This window comes from Ruegeria sp. C12, assembly GCF_056537745.1.
The window spans coordinates 15,042-28,252 of the sequence record NZ_JBQFSA010000009.1 but is presented as its reverse complement, the minus strand read 5'-3'; the positions used below and the strand labels follow the sequence as shown (position 1 = coordinate 28,252).

Below are 13,211 nucleotides of genomic sequence, written 5' to 3'. Positions count from 1 at the left end.
AAAGACCGGAGAGCAGTATGGCCGAGGAAGCCAAATCAGGTAACGCCGTGTGGGAAACGATCAAAACCATCGTCTACGCCCTGCTGATCGCGGGCGTCTTCCGCACCCTGTTCTTTCAGCCCTTCTGGATTCCGTCCGGCTCGATGAAGCAGACCCTTCTGATCGGGGATTTCCTGTTCGTCAACAAGATGGCCTATGGCTACTCCTATGCGTCCTGCCCCAGCCTGATCATCCCAAGCGTTGGCCTGAACATCGATGCCGAGGATCTGTGTGGCTGGATGCAAGGCGACGACAACAGCCGCATCTGGGCGGGCGAGCCAGACCGTGGCGATGTCATCGTCTTCCGCCACCCGGTCACGGGTCGTGACTATATCAAACGTCTGATCGGCCTGCCCGGCGACCGCATCCAGGTGCGTCAGGGGCAGATCATCCTGAACGGTACCCCGGTTTCGCAGCAGCCCGACGGCGTGTTCACCGAAATCGCCGAACCGCAGGGCCCGCAACGCCTGCGCCCGCGCTGCGAAAACGGCCCTGTCGGGATCGGCGGCACCTGTGAAAAAACCCGGTTGATCGAAACTCTGCCCAATGGCGTATCCTACGACGTTCTGAATATCGGCAATCAGGGGTCTGACAATACCGGCATCTATACGGTGCCCGAGGGTCATTATTTCTTCATGGGTGACAACCGCGATAACTCCAGCGACAGTCGCTTGCCGCAATCCGCCGGTGGCGTCGGTTATGTGCCTTACGAAAACCTGATTGGTCGTGCCGACCGGATCATGTTCTCGTCCGCAGGCCGGTCCATGCTGTTCTTCTGGACATGGCGCGGCGATCGCTTCTTCAAGGCGGTCAATTGAAGCTATCGGCCGAGATAAAGGCGTTCCAGCAGCGTTTGGGGTACGAATTCACCAACCCCGAACTGCTGTTGCGCGCGCTGACCCATGGCTCGGTCTCCTCGACCACGCGACCGGATAACCAACGGCTCGAATTCCTCGGTGACCGGGTTTTGGGTCTTGTGATGGCAACGGCGCTGCTTGAGGCCGACAAGAAGGCCACCGAAGGCCAACTGGCCCCCCGCTTCAACGCGTTGGTCCGCAAAGAGGCCTGTGCCGATGTTGCCCGCCAGATCGATTTGGGCGCGGTCCTGAAACTGGGTCGATCCGAAATGCTGTCAGGTGGTCGTCGCAAACAGGCCCTTCTGGGCGACGCGATGGAGGCGGTGATCGCTGCCATCTACCGCGACGCCGGTTTCGAAGCCGCACGCGATGTGATCCTCGCGCTTTGGGGGGATCGTATCCACACGGTCGAGGCCGACGCCCGCGACGCCAAAACCTCGCTTCAGGAATGGGCTCAGGCACGGGGTCAAAAGCCCCCATCCTATGTCGAAATCAAACGCAGCGGCCCCGATCACGCGCCGGTCTTCACCATCGCCGCCCGCCTGCAGGACGGGACCGAGGCACAAGCCACCGCCGGGTCAAAACGTCAGGCTGAACAAGCCGCGGCCAAAGCTCTGCTCAACGATCTGCCAAAATAACGGCCAAACCCGGATCCGCTCTTCATCTGGCCAAAAATATCTCGGGGGTGAGCCCGGATGAAATCCGGGCGAGGGGGCTGGCCCCCTTCCGGTCGGATTGGCGCAGCCAATTCGACCCTCAAACAACCCGGATAAACCCGGTCAGCCCGGTTTTCTGATGCTCGATCACATGGCAATGAAACGCCCAGTCGCCGGGATTATCCGCAACCAGCGCGATCTCGACCACCTCATCCTTCAGCAACAACATCGTGTCTGTCATCAGAGGCGGTAATTTGCGCTGGTTCGACGTGATCGGCACAAAGGCCAGCCCGTGCAGGTGGATCGGATGCAGATTGGGCGATTCATTGCGCAGCCGCAGAACATAGCTTTTGCCCAATTCCAAAGTGGCCAGAGGCCCCACATCCTGCGTCGCGTCGCCCGGCCACGGCGTTCGGTTGATCGACCAGAAATTGTAACCCAGTGATCCGCAGAACCCGTTATTCGGCGTCCCACCCTCGGGCGTCCAGCCAAAGACGAACTCATGCGCTTCAGCCCGCGTCAGGTCTGGTTTGGCAAGCGGATTGGCGGGCAGGGGGCGCAAGTCCCGCAAATCCCGCGCAACCGATTTACCGATGGCGCGCAGTCTGGCCATGGGGCGTGGCGGGCTTCCCGGCAGTTTTGCCATCAGATCAACGGTTTGCCCCTCACCATCCGGCATCGAAACGGCAAAATCGACCCTCTGACCCGGACCAACCAACAAGGGTTTCTCGGCACTGGGCATCGGCAGGTTGACCTCAACCGGATGTCCGTCCCAGGCAATGATCCGCGCCTCGGTCCCGGTCAGGTGCAGCTTGTAGATGCGGGTGGTATCGGAATTGAGAACCCGCAACCGCACCAGCCCGCCCGCCACGTGATCGTAGACAGGTTCCGTCAGCCAGTTCGCCGTCGGCACATTTCCGAACGTCCCGGCGCGGGCCGCCCCGCGCGCGGTATAAGCCGGCAGAAACTGATCGTCATCATCCAGCCGAAAATCCCGCAGGTTGATAACCTGTTCGCTGTCAAAACCCGGGTCTTCCGCCTCGGCAATCACCATGACGCCGGTCAGGCCATGGGCCATCTGCTCCATCGTCATGCAATGCGGGTGGTACCAGTATGTGCCCGCATCCGGTGGGGTGAATTCATACTCAAACACCTCATTCGGCCCAATCGGCATCTGGGTCAGATAGGGCACCCCGTCCATCCCGTTCGGGATACGCAACCCGTGCCAATGCATCGCGGTGTAATCGGGCAGCGTGTTGCGCACAGGCAGCCGCATCACTTCACCCTGTTTGCCATACAGCACCGGGGGCGGCGCATCGGGTGACACGCTGACCATGCCGGTTGTGATCTGATCGCGCAGGGTAAAACTGGCCGGTTGAATAACCAGTTCCTCAGCACCTGACGCGCGTCCGAAACCACCCAGACCCACCGCGCCCGCAGCGGCTGCGCTGCCGATTAGAAACTCACGACGTTTCATGTCTTGCCTCTTTGAAAATGGGGATGCCTGGCTGGATCTGGCGCGGCGTGATCCGAAGGTGTCACCGCAAACGCATGGCCGCAATGCGACAAATCCCTCTGGCCCGCGTCGCCATTCTGCTATAGGGGTGCGCACTTGCAAACAGGATCGCCAGAGACATGACCACACGTGCCGGATTTATCGCCCTGATCGGAGAGCCCAACGCAGGCAAATCCACCCTCCTGAATCGTATGGTCGGGGCCAAGGTTTCGATCGTGACGCATAAGGTGCAGACCACCCGCGCGCGCATTCGCGGCGTGGCGATGGAGGGCGACGCGCAACTGGTTTTTGTCGACACGCCGGGCCTGTTCAAACCCCGCCGCCGTCTGGACCGCGCCATGGTCGCCGCTGCGTGGGGCGGGGCTGCGGATGCCGATGTCGTTGTGTTGATGGTCGAGGCCCATCGTGGGATCACCGAAGGGGTCGAGCGTATCCTAGAGGGGCTGGAAGAGATCGAACAGGGACGCACTGTTGCGCTGGCGATCAACAAGATCGACAAGGTGCCATCCGAGAAGCTGCTGGCGCTGACCAGCGACCTGAACGCACGCTTCCCGTTTGCCGAAACCTTCATGATTTCCGCTGAAAAGGGTCACGGGGTTGACGATCTGCGCAAATGGCTCGCCTCGGAACTGCCCGAAGGCCCGTGGCTGTATCCTGAAGATCAGATCGCCGATCTGCCCCTGCGCATGATCGCTGCCGAGATGACGCGCGAGAAGCTGACCCTGCGCCTGCATCAGGAGTTGCCATATCAGTTGACCGTCGAGACCGAGAACTGGGAAGAGCGCAAGGATGGCTCGGCCAAGATTGATCAGGTCATCTACGTCATGCGCGACGGTCACAAAGGGATTGTTCTGGGCAAACGTGGCGAGACCATCAAGGCCGTCAGTCAGGCCGCACGGGCGGAACTGGAAGAGTTCCTCGACCGCAAAATCCACCTGTTCCTGCAGGTCAAAGTCCGACCCAATTGGCTTGAGGAATCCGAGCGCTATTCGGAAATGGGTCTGGATTTCAAAGACGGCAACGCATGACCCGCCTGACAGCCGAGTTCTGGGTCCACGCCTATCTGGCACGGCTGCGCTTTCAGGAAATCCCGGCCTTTGTCGTCGCCCATGGAGACAACACCGCCGGGGCAGTACTGGTCAAACTGAACACGCTGGACGGTCAAGCCATCGCGTTCCAGCGCAGCTTTGACCTGATGAGCGGTGAGCGGAAGTGGATTGAACTCTCCTCTGGTCCCGAAAGCGACGTTGACGACGCCATCCAACGCCAACGCCGCTTTGATCCGGACCTCTGGGTGATCGAGGTAGAAGATCGGCAGGGACGGCATTTGCTCGGGGAAGAGGGGTTGGAATAAGCTTGGCAGTTGGGTCTTTTACGCGCCGCTCAAAGCGACTATTTTGATGCAGGATGTGGTTGGGAAAACTGGCCTGATTTTGGAATAGCGCAAGACAATGAGGTGTTTGCTTGGCTGAAACGCTTGCGGAGAAACTGGAAAAATCCGAGCTCGGTCACTGGATGCAGCGGTTCGAGGGGTTCATGGTTTTCATCGGGGTCGTTGGTCCTTTTGCCACGCTTCCGCAGTTAATCAAACTCTATTTCACCCACTCGCAGCACGCGACCGGCCAGTCCCTGTTGTCCTGGTCCCTTTATGCTGCGCTGTCGTTTCTGTGGTTTGCCTATGGGTTGGTCGTCGGCAAACTGCCCATCTATGTGGGCAACGGGATTTCGATGGTGCTGAACCTTCTGATGGTGATCGGCATTCTGATCCACGCGGGTATGACCTTCTGAGGCGGGCGTTCAGCCTGCATCGCCAAAATAGACAAAGCTCATTTTGTTCCCGTCCGGGTCGCGCGCGTAACCGGCATAGAAGTTAGGGCCATACTGAGGCCGGTCGCCCGGATCACCTTCGTTCGATCCCCCATTGGCAAGCGCCGCCGCATGCGCCTCGCCCACTTCCGCTTTGCTTTCGCACAGCAGACCAACCATGTTTCCGTTTCCGACTGTCGCCGCCTCTTTGTCAAATGGCGTCGCGACCCACATGGACCCACCGCCCCGCAGTTCGTAGCAGACCGCGTGCGGCATATATTCAGCGATGACCTTGCCGCCGATTTTGGGCACAACCGCGTCGTAATAGCTACGGGCTTTTTCGACATCGTTTGAGCCGATCATGACGTAGTTAAGGGACATCTGCTGAATCCTTACGTTGAGAACATAAAGGGAATAATAAGGGAACATTACTGCGTTAACAGGTTTCACGCAACGTGTTTTTGGAGGCCTGTAAAACCACCCTGATCCGTTTCTATCTTGAACCTGTAACAGCGTTGAGATTTCCTGCACACATATCTGATAACCTAACGAGGCCAAACGTGGACTGGCGCGATCACGGCATACTTCTGACCTCTCGCCGCCACGGTGAAACCGCCGCAATTATTGAGGTCTTTACCGAAGCCCACGGACGCCACGCAGGGGTGGTACGCGGCGGCACCAGCCGCAAGATCGCCCCGATCCTTCAGCCGGGCGCGCAGTTGGACGTGCTGTGGCGGGCTCGGTTGGAAGAGCATATCGGCACATTTCAGGTCGAACCGCTGCGATCCCGCGCGGCGGCGGCGTTTTCGGGGCGGCTGGCATTAGCGGGTCTGAATGCGGTGGTCGCGCTGCTTTCCTTCTGCCTGCCTGAACGCGAGCCGCATCCCGCTATCTACAAGCAGACAGAACAGCTTATGGACCTTCTGGGGCAGGACGACATCTGGCCGCTTGCTTATCTGCGGTGGGAGGTGGCATTGCTTGAGGAGTTGGGGTTTGGGCTGGACCTGACCACCTGTGCTGTGACCGGATCCTCCGAGGGGTTGGTCTTTGTCTCGCCCAAGACCGGGCGGGCGGTTAGCGCGGCAGGGGCGGGTGACTGGGCGGACCGGTTGTTGCCGCTGCCGCCTTGCCTGCGCGGCGAGGGGGCCGCACCGGATACCGAGATTGTCGATGCCTTGAAAACGACAGGGTATTTCTTGCACCACCGCGTGGCCCCGGCCTTGGGGCACACACCATTGCCCGAAGCGCGGGCAAGGTTTGTGGATCAGCTTACTCGGCGGCTGTGAACACCATCTCGTGCCCGTCGTCGTTGCGCAGGATCAGAACATCGCCGGACACTTCGGATTGGGTCATGGTCAGCAGGGCGGCAAAGTACATGCCTTCCTGCTCAAGCTCGGGGCAGGCGGCGCGTGTGGCGCTCAGGTCCTGAACCTCGAACCACGGGTATGGCGCGTTCAGGCTGCCCTGATAGCTGTTGCAGGGGGCCTGTCCTGCGATCCGCCCCTCTTCCGGGAACTGTAGCAGAGCGTTGGCGGAATAGGGCTGACCATCGATCTCTTGCAACTTCCAGGTCTGACCGTCTGCGCCATAGGCAGCCACCGTTTCGTCCTGTTGGCATTGAAACAGCCCCATCAGCGGCAGGATCAAGGCATAGCGGATCATTGCAACCTCCTTCGGTCACGAGCCTTTGCAATACGCGTTTAGGCCGCTTCGTTTCGGCTGGTCAAGCCGTTGCGAGCGCTTGTGCGACAGGCGAGAAGGGCGATGCTAGAACGCCAGTTCGCCGCTCAGCAATTGCTCTCGCACCTCCAGCCGTGGACGCCAGTTGTATCTTGTGTCCTCTCGGACGGGCGCCCAGAACAATGCGCCGCTTTGGCGCCAGGGGTCCAGGATCAGGCCGTCATACATCGAATCCCCCTTGGCGCTGATCAGGGCCGAATGGTGGATGATCCGAAACTCTGTCGGTGGGGATGTGGCCCAGTGCAAGTCCAGCGTCCGGAAATTCTCCTGCCGCAACCGTGTGGTCATGGCCTGTGCCCAGTCATTGCACAGGCCCTTTTCGCGAAGGCCGTTAATGATCTTTGCGTTGTGAATGATCGCAGGGTCGGTGACGTTCCACTCTTGCGCCAGTTGCCGAGAGTAGCTGTAGGAAATCTGCGCCGCCGTACGCGCCTCGACCGGATCGACATTTGGTCCAAGGGACTGAATGGCCTGTGCCAGCGCATCGACATCGGTCTGGCTGGCGATTGGCACGGTCTTTGCGCACCCCGCCAAGGCAAAGGATACCAAGGTCGCCAAAAGCAAAAAAAGTCGTCTGGTCATTTCGGGTGCCTGTAAACCGTCTTGAGGGTCGTCGGGGCGCTCTAACCGGGTTTCGGGTCAATTTCAAAGGGGAAGTTCCGACCTCGGCGGATCACATCCAATTCCCATCGGCGCGGCACCCTGGATCCAGGCAAAACGGTCAACGAAAGAAAAAGACCCGGCGCAAAGGCCGGGTCAGTTGGGGAAACAGGAGTGCCGAATTCGGTCAGCCGAGCAGACGTCGTGCGATGACCTGTGCCTGAATTTCGGCAGCTCCCTCGAAAATATTCAGAATGCGTGCGTCGCATAGGACGCGGCTGATCTTGTATTCCAGTGCAAAGCCGTTGCCGCCGTGGATTTGCAGCCCATTGTCGGCAGCAGCCCAGGCGACGCGCGCGCCCAGCAGTTTGGCCATGCCCGCCTCAAGATCGCAGCGGTGACCATGATCCTTTTCCCATGCCGAGAAATAGGTCAGTTGGCGCGCGATCATGATCTCGACCGCCATCATCGCCAGCTTGCCCGACACGCGCGGGAAGTTGATCAGCGATTTGCTAAACTGTTTGCGATCCTGCGCGTATTGCATGGCGATATCCAGCGCGCTTTGGGCCACGCCAATGGCGCGGGCAGCGGTCTGGATGCGGGCCGATTCAAACGTCTCCATCAGCTGTTTGAAGCCTTTGCCCTCTTCGCCGCCCAGCAGGTTTTCACCCTTGACCTTGAAGCCGTCAAAGCCCAGCTCGTATTCCTTCATGCCGCGATAGCCCAGCACCTCGATCTCGCCGCCGGTCATGCCGGGGGTGGGGAAGGGGGCGTCATCCGTGCCGGGGGTTTTCTCGGCCAGGAACATGGACAGGCCACGGTGATCGGTGGTGTCAGGATCGGTGCGTGCCAGCAGGGTCATGACATGGGTGCGGGCCGCATGGGTGATCCAGGTCTTGTTGCCGGTGATCTCGTAGTCACCGTCGGCATTCTTGACCGCGCGGGTGCGCAGGCTGCCCAGATCCGAGCCGGTGTTTGGTTCCGTGAAGACAGCGGTGGGCAGAATCTCGGCGCTGGCCAGTTTAGGCAGCCAGTTGGCCTTTTGCTCATCCGTACCGCCCGCCAGGATCAACTCGGCCGCGATCTCGGACCGGGTACCCAACGAGCCGACGCCGATATAGCCGCGCGACAGTTCCTCGGACACGACGCACATCGAAGCTTTGGACAGACCGAAGCCGCCGAACTCTTCGGGGATGGTCAGACCGAACACGCCCATTTCGGCCAGTTCCTCGATGATTTCCATCGGGATCAATTCGTCCTTGAGGTGCCAGTCATGGGCGTTGGGCTCGACCTTTTCGACCGCGTAACGGCGGAACTGGTCACGGATCATTTCAAGCTCTTCATCAAGGCCCGAAGCTCCGAACATGGCAGAACCGGCTTGCGCCTCCATCAACTCGACCAGCCGCGTCCGAGCGGCCTGCGAGTTGGCCTGCGCCATCAGAATTTGAATTTCGGAACTTTGGAAGCTGGACAGCGCGTCCCAGCCAAGGCCCAGATCCTGCAGGCGCACAAGCTCGCCCTGGTTCATTGGGATGCCGCCAGCGACCTGATGCAGGTATTCCCCAAAGGCGATCTGGTGCAGCAATTGCTCGATTTCGCCAAATTTGCCGTCTGCGTCCAACGCTTCGGCCCAGCGCTGCATCTGCTTCAACGACTGATAGTAGGTGGCCAGCCAGGCCAGACCGTGAGCGGCCGTTTGGTTGGCTTCGATCAGGGCGCCGGACACGCGACCGTCGGATGTCACCATCTCGCGAACCGAATTGCGCGCCTTCTCGAAAACGGCTTCGACAGCCGGGACGGCCTGCCGGGTCAAGGTCAGAAGATCGGGCAAAATCGCGTGTGTGGTCATCTGGGTCATATCCTGTCCGTCATGGGCCATGAATCGTGTCCTTTTCTGGGTCGTCTGGTCATATCATTTTGCACATGCAGCGCAACAAAAATACGTATTACGTGGCGATAAAGTTCGAAAATTTCCCGATCGTTTTGCGGTGCAGAATGGGTTCATTGGGGGAATTAGCGGCAAATCCGTTGATTTCCACAGGGCCGGGCCGGGGTCAAATTGGGGGTATTTGTCGCAGGCCCGGGCGCGTCAACCGTCTGGCGATGACAGCGCCTCAGCGCCGTTTGTCGGCAAAGCGGAAGGCGAAATAGAGCCCGAGCATCAGGAAGAACAGACCCGAGATGTCGCCGATCAAAAAGGCGATATACTCGACCGTCGCGCTGCCAAAGGCCAGATTGGTCAGGCCCGAGACCAAAAAAGATGTGACGATCCCAACGCCCATCACGCAAATCCAGCAGGGCTTTTTGTCGGAGCGTGGGAACAGGTCCCATCCGGCCCATTTCAGCAGGTAGAAGACGAACGGAACGGTCGTGACAGCGATTGCCATCGCCATCAGGCGGCTGGGCAGGAAAACATCCGTTCCCCCCAGAAAGGCGAAGACCAGAAAAACGCCGGGCAGCAGAGCAAAGATCGCGCGCCAGCCCAACAGCCAGGCGGAAAGCACGCGCACGCCATGGGGCAGGAACAGCAGGCTGGCCCGGCTTGGGTATTCCGGAAAGAACATGTTCTGAAGCGGCATCAGAACCTCGAAGGTGAGGAACGACGCGACCACATAGGCCAAAGAGGCAAAGAAGGTTTCAGAGGCCCACTTGCGCACCGGAACTAGCCACCGATGCGCCCAAGGCCCAGCTTATCTGGGCGCATGTACGATATAACGTCCCCGGTTGGCATTGCCGCTTTGCGACAGATAGCCTTTTTCGACCAGAGATTTCAGCGCGCGGAAAAATGTCGGGCGCGAGACGCTCTGAACCAATGTGTGTTCGATCAGACCAAAGGTGCGAACCTCCTGATCGGCCTTGGAAAGTTCCTCGGCGGCGTAGTAGATGTCACGCTCAACCGGGGATAGCTTTTCCAGCCCCAGCGTTCGCTCCATGCTTTGCATCAGCTTGCGCAGTTCGGTCAGTTTCGAGATTTCGGTCATAATTCTTACCTGTCTTTGTCCGTGCCAAACGCCGTCCAGTCACGACGGTTCAGAACACGCTGATCGCGAGATATGTCAGCAAGTCCCATATTGACACTCATCCCCATGCCAGTAGACTACCAGTCTGATTAGGTTGCCCAATTTGCCGAGGTGAGTGTGCTGGCTTAGGCAACCCAAAGGTCTTTTAAGTTTCGGCCCGGTGCAAATGCGCCGGGTCTTTTCGGTTTAATGACCCAAATCCCTATCCCAACCAGGCATTCAGAACAATAAATTTGTTCGTGAGGTGCGTCAGATGCAACTTTGGGTTGATCATCAGTGGATTCGCAAGCGCAGAAAAAAGGGGCGCGGACGCCCCTTAATCCGGATCAGCCGATTGCGACGGCTTTGATGTCCTCGTCGATGAAGGGGACATATTGTTCGAAGTTTTCGGCAAACATCTGCACCAGCTTTGCGGCCTGCTTGTCGAACGCTTCCTGATCATCCCAGGTGCGGCGCGGATCCAGCAGAACCTCAGCGACGCCGGGCACTGTGACCGGGACGTCAAAGCCAAAGTTGGCATCCTTGCGGAACTCGGCGTCGCGCAGCGAGCCTTCCAGAGCCGCGGTCAACAGCGCGCGGGTCGCGCGGATCGGCATCCGGCTGCCAACGCCATAGGCCCCACCGGTCCAGCCGGTATTCACCAGCCAGCAGGTCGCGCCATGCTGGGCGATCTTGTCGCGCAGCAGGTTGCCATAGGCCTCGGGGCGGCGCGGCATGAAGGGCGCGCCGAAACAAGTCGAGAAGGTCGGCTGCGGCTCGGTCACGCCACGTTCGGTGCCCGCCACCTTCGAGGTGAAGCCCGAGAGGAAGTGATACATCGCCTGCGCCGGTGTCAGCCGCGCGATCGGAGGCAGAACGCCGAAGGCATCGCATGTCAGCATGATGATGTTCTTCGGATGCCCGCCCAGCGCGGTTTTCGACGCGTTCGAGATGTATTCCAGCGGATAGGCGCAGCGCATGTTCGCGGTCAACGAATCGTCGTCGAAATCCAGCTCTTTGGTTTCGGGATCGAAGACCATATTCTCGATGACGGTGCCGAACTTGCTGGTCGTCGCGTAGATTTCCGGCTCGGCCTCGGCGCTGAGGTTGATGGTCTTGGCATAGCAGCCACCTTCGAAGTTGAACGTGCCGCGATCCGACCAGCCGTGTTCGTCATCCCCGATCAGGATCCGCGACGGGTCTGCCGACAGAGTTGTCTTGCCGGTGCCCGACAGGCCGAAGAACACGGCAGTATCCACCGGGTTGCCAACCGCGTGGTTGGCCGAGCAGTGCATCGGCATCACGCCTTTTTCCGGCAGCATGTAGTTCAGCAGGGTGAAGACGGATTTCTTGTTCTCGCCTGCATATTCCGTGCCACCGATCAGGATCAGCTTGCGGTCGAAGTTCATTGCAATCACGGTATCGCTGCGGCAGTCGTGCTTGGCCGGGTCGGCCTGGAAGCTGGGGCAGTTGATGACAGTGAAATCTGCGATGAACTCGTCCAGATCCTCACGATCCGGGCGACGCAGCAGGTGGCGGATGAACAGGTTGTGCCAGGCCAGTTCGGTCACCATGCGCACATTGATCGAATAGGCCGGATCGGCCCCGCCGACGAGATCCTGCACGAAATAGTCACGACCCTTCATATGCTCGACCATGTCGTCATAAAGGGCGTCGAAACCTTCCGGGCTCATCGCCGCGTTGTTTTCCCACCAGATGCTGTCGGCCACACTGTCGGTCTTGACGACGTGTTTGTCCTTGGGCGAACGGCCGGTGAATTTACCGGTGGTGACCAGGAAGGCCCCGCCATTGCCAAGGGTGCCTTCGCCCCGCTTTAGGGCCTCTTCGAGCAGCGCCGGTTCCATGAAGTTGTAATAGACATTGCCCAGACCCTCGATGCCCTGATCTTCGAGGCGGAATTGCGGGTTAACCCGTCCAGATGTCATGCGTATCTTCTCCTGTGCGGCGCGGCGGCGGTTGGCCGGGTGCGCTCTTGGGGCATTTTGCCGGGACATACCGGCCGATGGGCGGGTCTTATCACGGTCGTTTGGGGCATGAACAGGACGGTTTGGCGCAGTTAGCGCAACCAAGTTAAAGTTTAGCGCCACCAAAGATTTCCTGTCGGAAAACCGGGCAGCATTTTGCGGGCAGCAAGGCATTTTTGCCTCATAGCTGCCGCAACAATGGCACGATTCGCAGTTACGCATTGATTCGGCGCATCAAAAACGCCAACAATGCCTTACAAAAAAGCGTATTATTGCGTAAGTGAGCAGGAATAGGGGTAAGCCCGATGTCAAAGATTGCACTGGTGGATGACGATAGAAACATTCTGACGTCCGTATCCATGACGCTCGAGGCCGAAGGGTTCGAGGTTGAAACTTACAATGACGGTCAGGCCGCGCTGGACGCGTTTAACAAAAAGCTGCCGGACATGGCCGTACTAGATATCAAGATGCCGCGCATGGATGGCATGGATCTGTTGCAGCGCCTGCGCCAAAAGACGCAGATGCCGGTGATCTTCCTGACCTCGAAAGACGATGAGATTGACGAGGTTCTGGGTCTGCGTATGGGTGCGGACGACTACGTGAAAAAGCCGTTCTCGCAGCGTCTGCTGGTCGAGCGCATTCGCGCGTTGCTGCGGCGGCAAGAGGCAACCAGCGGTGACGCTTCGGCCGCCAACACCGGCGACACCAAAGTGATGGAACGCGGTGACCTGCGGATGGATCCGCTGCGCCATGCGGTCACCTGGAAGGGGACGGATGTGTCCCTGACCGTGACCGAGTTCCTGTTGCTGCAGGCGCTGGCGCAACGTCCGGGTTTTGTCAAAAGCCGGGATCAGTTGATGGATGTGGCCTATGACGATCAGGTCTATGTGGACGACCGCACCATCGACAGCCACATCAAGCGGCTGCGCAAGAAGATGCGTGCTGCTGATCCCGAGTTTTCGGCTATCGAAACCCTTTATGGTATCGGGTACAGATACAACGAAGAATAGGCG

15 protein-coding genes are annotated in these 13,211 nt (G+C 59.3%); 7 read left to right on the top strand and 8 right to left on the bottom strand.

The features are described 5' to 3' along the window. The first annotated feature begins 17 nt into the window (after nt 1-17). On the top strand, nt 18-857 hold the full coding sequence (gene lepB, locus ACR0C9_RS17240) for a signal peptidase I (RefSeq protein ID WP_480781561.1): 840 nt from the start codon (nt 18-20) through the stop codon (nt 855-857). Continuing rightward, complete coding sequence (gene rnc / locus ACR0C9_RS17235) at nt 854-1,534, top strand: ribonuclease III (protein ID WP_480781645.1); 681 nt, start codon at nt 854-856, stop codon at nt 1,532-1,534. The genes lepB and rnc overlap by 4 nt, the downstream gene beginning before the upstream one ends. 118 nt (nt 1,535-1,652) lie before the next feature. Here rnc and ACR0C9_RS17230 read toward each other — a convergent pair whose 3' ends face one another. Then, entirely contained in the window at nt 1,653-3,029 is a 1,377-nt protein-coding gene (locus tag ACR0C9_RS17230; protein ID WP_480781560.1) for a multicopper oxidase family protein, read from the bottom strand. A 158-nt stretch (nt 3,030-3,187) separates the two neighbouring features. Between ACR0C9_RS17230 and era the strand changes: the two genes are divergently transcribed. From era to ACR0C9_RS17215, 3 genes are all read left to right on the top strand, one after another. After that, nucleotides 3,188-4,096 carry a GTPase Era gene (era, locus tag ACR0C9_RS17225; protein ID WP_170520306.1) on the top strand — a complete coding sequence of 303 codons (909 nt, stop codon included), beginning with the start codon at nt 3,188-3,190 and terminating at the stop codon, nt 4,094-4,096. Then, on the top strand, nt 4,093-4,422 hold the full coding sequence (locus ACR0C9_RS17220; RefSeq protein WP_480781559.1) for a DUF1491 family protein: 330 nt from the start codon (nt 4,093-4,095) through the stop codon (nt 4,420-4,422). The genes era and ACR0C9_RS17220 overlap by 4 nt, the downstream gene beginning before the upstream one ends. Before the next feature lie 110 nt (nt 4,423-4,532). Continuing rightward, nucleotides 4,533-4,856 (top strand): SemiSWEET transporter, encoded by a 324-nt coding sequence (locus tag ACR0C9_RS17215; RefSeq protein WP_170454640.1) that lies wholly within the window; start codon nt 4,533-4,535, stop codon nt 4,854-4,856. Nucleotides 4,857-4,865: 9 nt separating this feature from the next. Here the strand turns inward: ACR0C9_RS17215 and ACR0C9_RS17210 are convergent, their stop codons facing one another. Beyond that, a complete protein-coding gene (locus ACR0C9_RS17210) occupies nt 4,866-5,255 on the bottom strand; it encodes a VOC family protein (protein WP_170454639.1) in 390 nt (129 codons plus the stop codon). Nucleotides 5,256-5,434: 179 nt separating this feature from the next. Here ACR0C9_RS17210 and recO point away from each other — a divergent pair, with 179 nt between their 5' ends. Beyond that, entirely contained in the window at nt 5,435-6,160 is a 726-nt protein-coding gene (gene recO, locus ACR0C9_RS17205; protein WP_170454637.1) for a DNA repair protein RecO, read from the top strand. Here recO and ACR0C9_RS17200 read toward each other — a convergent pair. The 6 genes from ACR0C9_RS17200 to ACR0C9_RS17175 all read right to left on the bottom strand — a co-directional run bounded on the left by ACR0C9_RS17200 (nt 6,144) and on the right by ACR0C9_RS17175 (nt 12,159). Next, entirely contained in the window at nt 6,144-6,536 is a 393-nt protein-coding gene (locus ACR0C9_RS17200) for an META domain-containing protein (RefSeq protein ID WP_170454635.1), read from the bottom strand. The two genes, recO and ACR0C9_RS17200, sit on opposite strands and share 17 nt — an antisense overlap. A 105-nt stretch (nt 6,537-6,641) precedes the next feature. Beyond that, nucleotides 6,642-7,196: a hypothetical protein gene (locus ACR0C9_RS17195; protein WP_170454633.1), complete on the bottom strand. Its 555-nt coding sequence runs from the start codon at nt 7,194-7,196 to the stop codon at nt 6,642-6,644. Between the two features lie 205 nt (nt 7,197-7,401). Then, nucleotides 7,402-9,093 (bottom strand): acyl-CoA dehydrogenase family protein, encoded by a 1,692-nt coding sequence (locus ACR0C9_RS17190; protein ID WP_170454631.1) that lies wholly within the window; start codon nt 9,091-9,093, stop codon nt 7,402-7,404. Nucleotides 9,094-9,328: 235 nt separating this feature from the next. After that, nucleotides 9,329-9,871 (bottom strand): hypothetical protein, encoded by a 543-nt coding sequence (locus ACR0C9_RS17185; RefSeq protein ID WP_480781558.1) that lies wholly within the window; start codon nt 9,869-9,871, stop codon nt 9,329-9,331. 33 nt (nt 9,872-9,904) lie between these two features. Beyond that, a complete protein-coding gene (locus tag ACR0C9_RS17180) occupies nt 9,905-10,195 on the bottom strand; it encodes a hypothetical protein (RefSeq protein WP_170454629.1) in 291 nt (96 codons plus the stop codon). A 365-nt stretch (nt 10,196-10,560) separates the two neighbouring features. Continuing rightward, nucleotides 10,561-12,159, bottom strand: a complete 1,599-nt coding sequence (locus ACR0C9_RS17175; RefSeq protein ID WP_170454627.1) for a phosphoenolpyruvate carboxykinase — start codon at nt 12,157-12,159, stop codon at nt 10,561-10,563. A gap of 344 nt (nt 12,160-12,503) precedes the next feature. Here ACR0C9_RS17175 and ACR0C9_RS17170 point away from each other — a divergent pair, with 344 nt between their 5' ends. Further along, on the top strand, nt 12,504-13,208 hold the full coding sequence (locus ACR0C9_RS17170) for a response regulator transcription factor (protein WP_170454625.1): 705 nt from the start codon (nt 12,504-12,506) through the stop codon (nt 13,206-13,208). Nucleotides 13,209-13,211 lie beyond the last annotated feature (3 nt).

Bases quoted from the DNA above. Each gene is read 5' to 3' on its own strand.
- lepB (WP_480781561.1), top strand. From the start codon at position 18: ATGGCCGAGGAAGCCAAATCAGGTAACGCCGTGTGGGAAACGATCAAA.
- ACR0C9_RS17230 (WP_480781560.1), bottom strand. From the start codon at position 3,029: ATGAAACGTCGTGAGTTTCTAATCGGCAGCGCAGCCGCTGCGGGCGCG.
- era (WP_170520306.1), top strand. From the start codon at position 3,188: ATGACCACACGTGCCGGATTTATCGCCCTGATCGGAGAGCCCAACGCA.
- ACR0C9_RS17220 (WP_480781559.1), top strand. From the start codon at position 4,093: ATGACCCGCCTGACAGCCGAGTTCTGGGTCCACGCCTATCTGGCACGG.
- ACR0C9_RS17210 (WP_170454639.1), bottom strand. From the start codon at position 5,255: ATGTCCCTTAACTACGTCATGATCGGCTCAAACGATGTCGAAAAAGCC.
- ACR0C9_RS17200 (WP_170454635.1), bottom strand. From the start codon at position 6,536: ATGATCCGCTATGCCTTGATCCTGCCGCTGATGGGGCTGTTTCAATGC.
- ACR0C9_RS17195 (WP_170454633.1), bottom strand. From the start codon at position 7,196: ATGACCAGACGACTTTTTTTGCTTTTGGCGACCTTGGTATCCTTTGCC.
- ACR0C9_RS17190 (WP_170454631.1), bottom strand. From the start codon at position 9,093: ATGGCCCATGACGGACAGGATATGACCCAGATGACCACACACGCGATT.
- ACR0C9_RS17180 (WP_170454629.1), bottom strand. From the start codon at position 10,195: ATGACCGAAATCTCGAAACTGACCGAACTGCGCAAGCTGATGCAAAGC.
- ACR0C9_RS17175 (WP_170454627.1), bottom strand. From the start codon at position 12,159: ATGACATCTGGACGGGTTAACCCGCAATTCCGCCTCGAAGATCAGGGC.
- ACR0C9_RS17170 (WP_170454625.1), top strand. From the start codon at position 12,504: ATGTCAAAGATTGCACTGGTGGATGACGATAGAAACATTCTGACGTCC.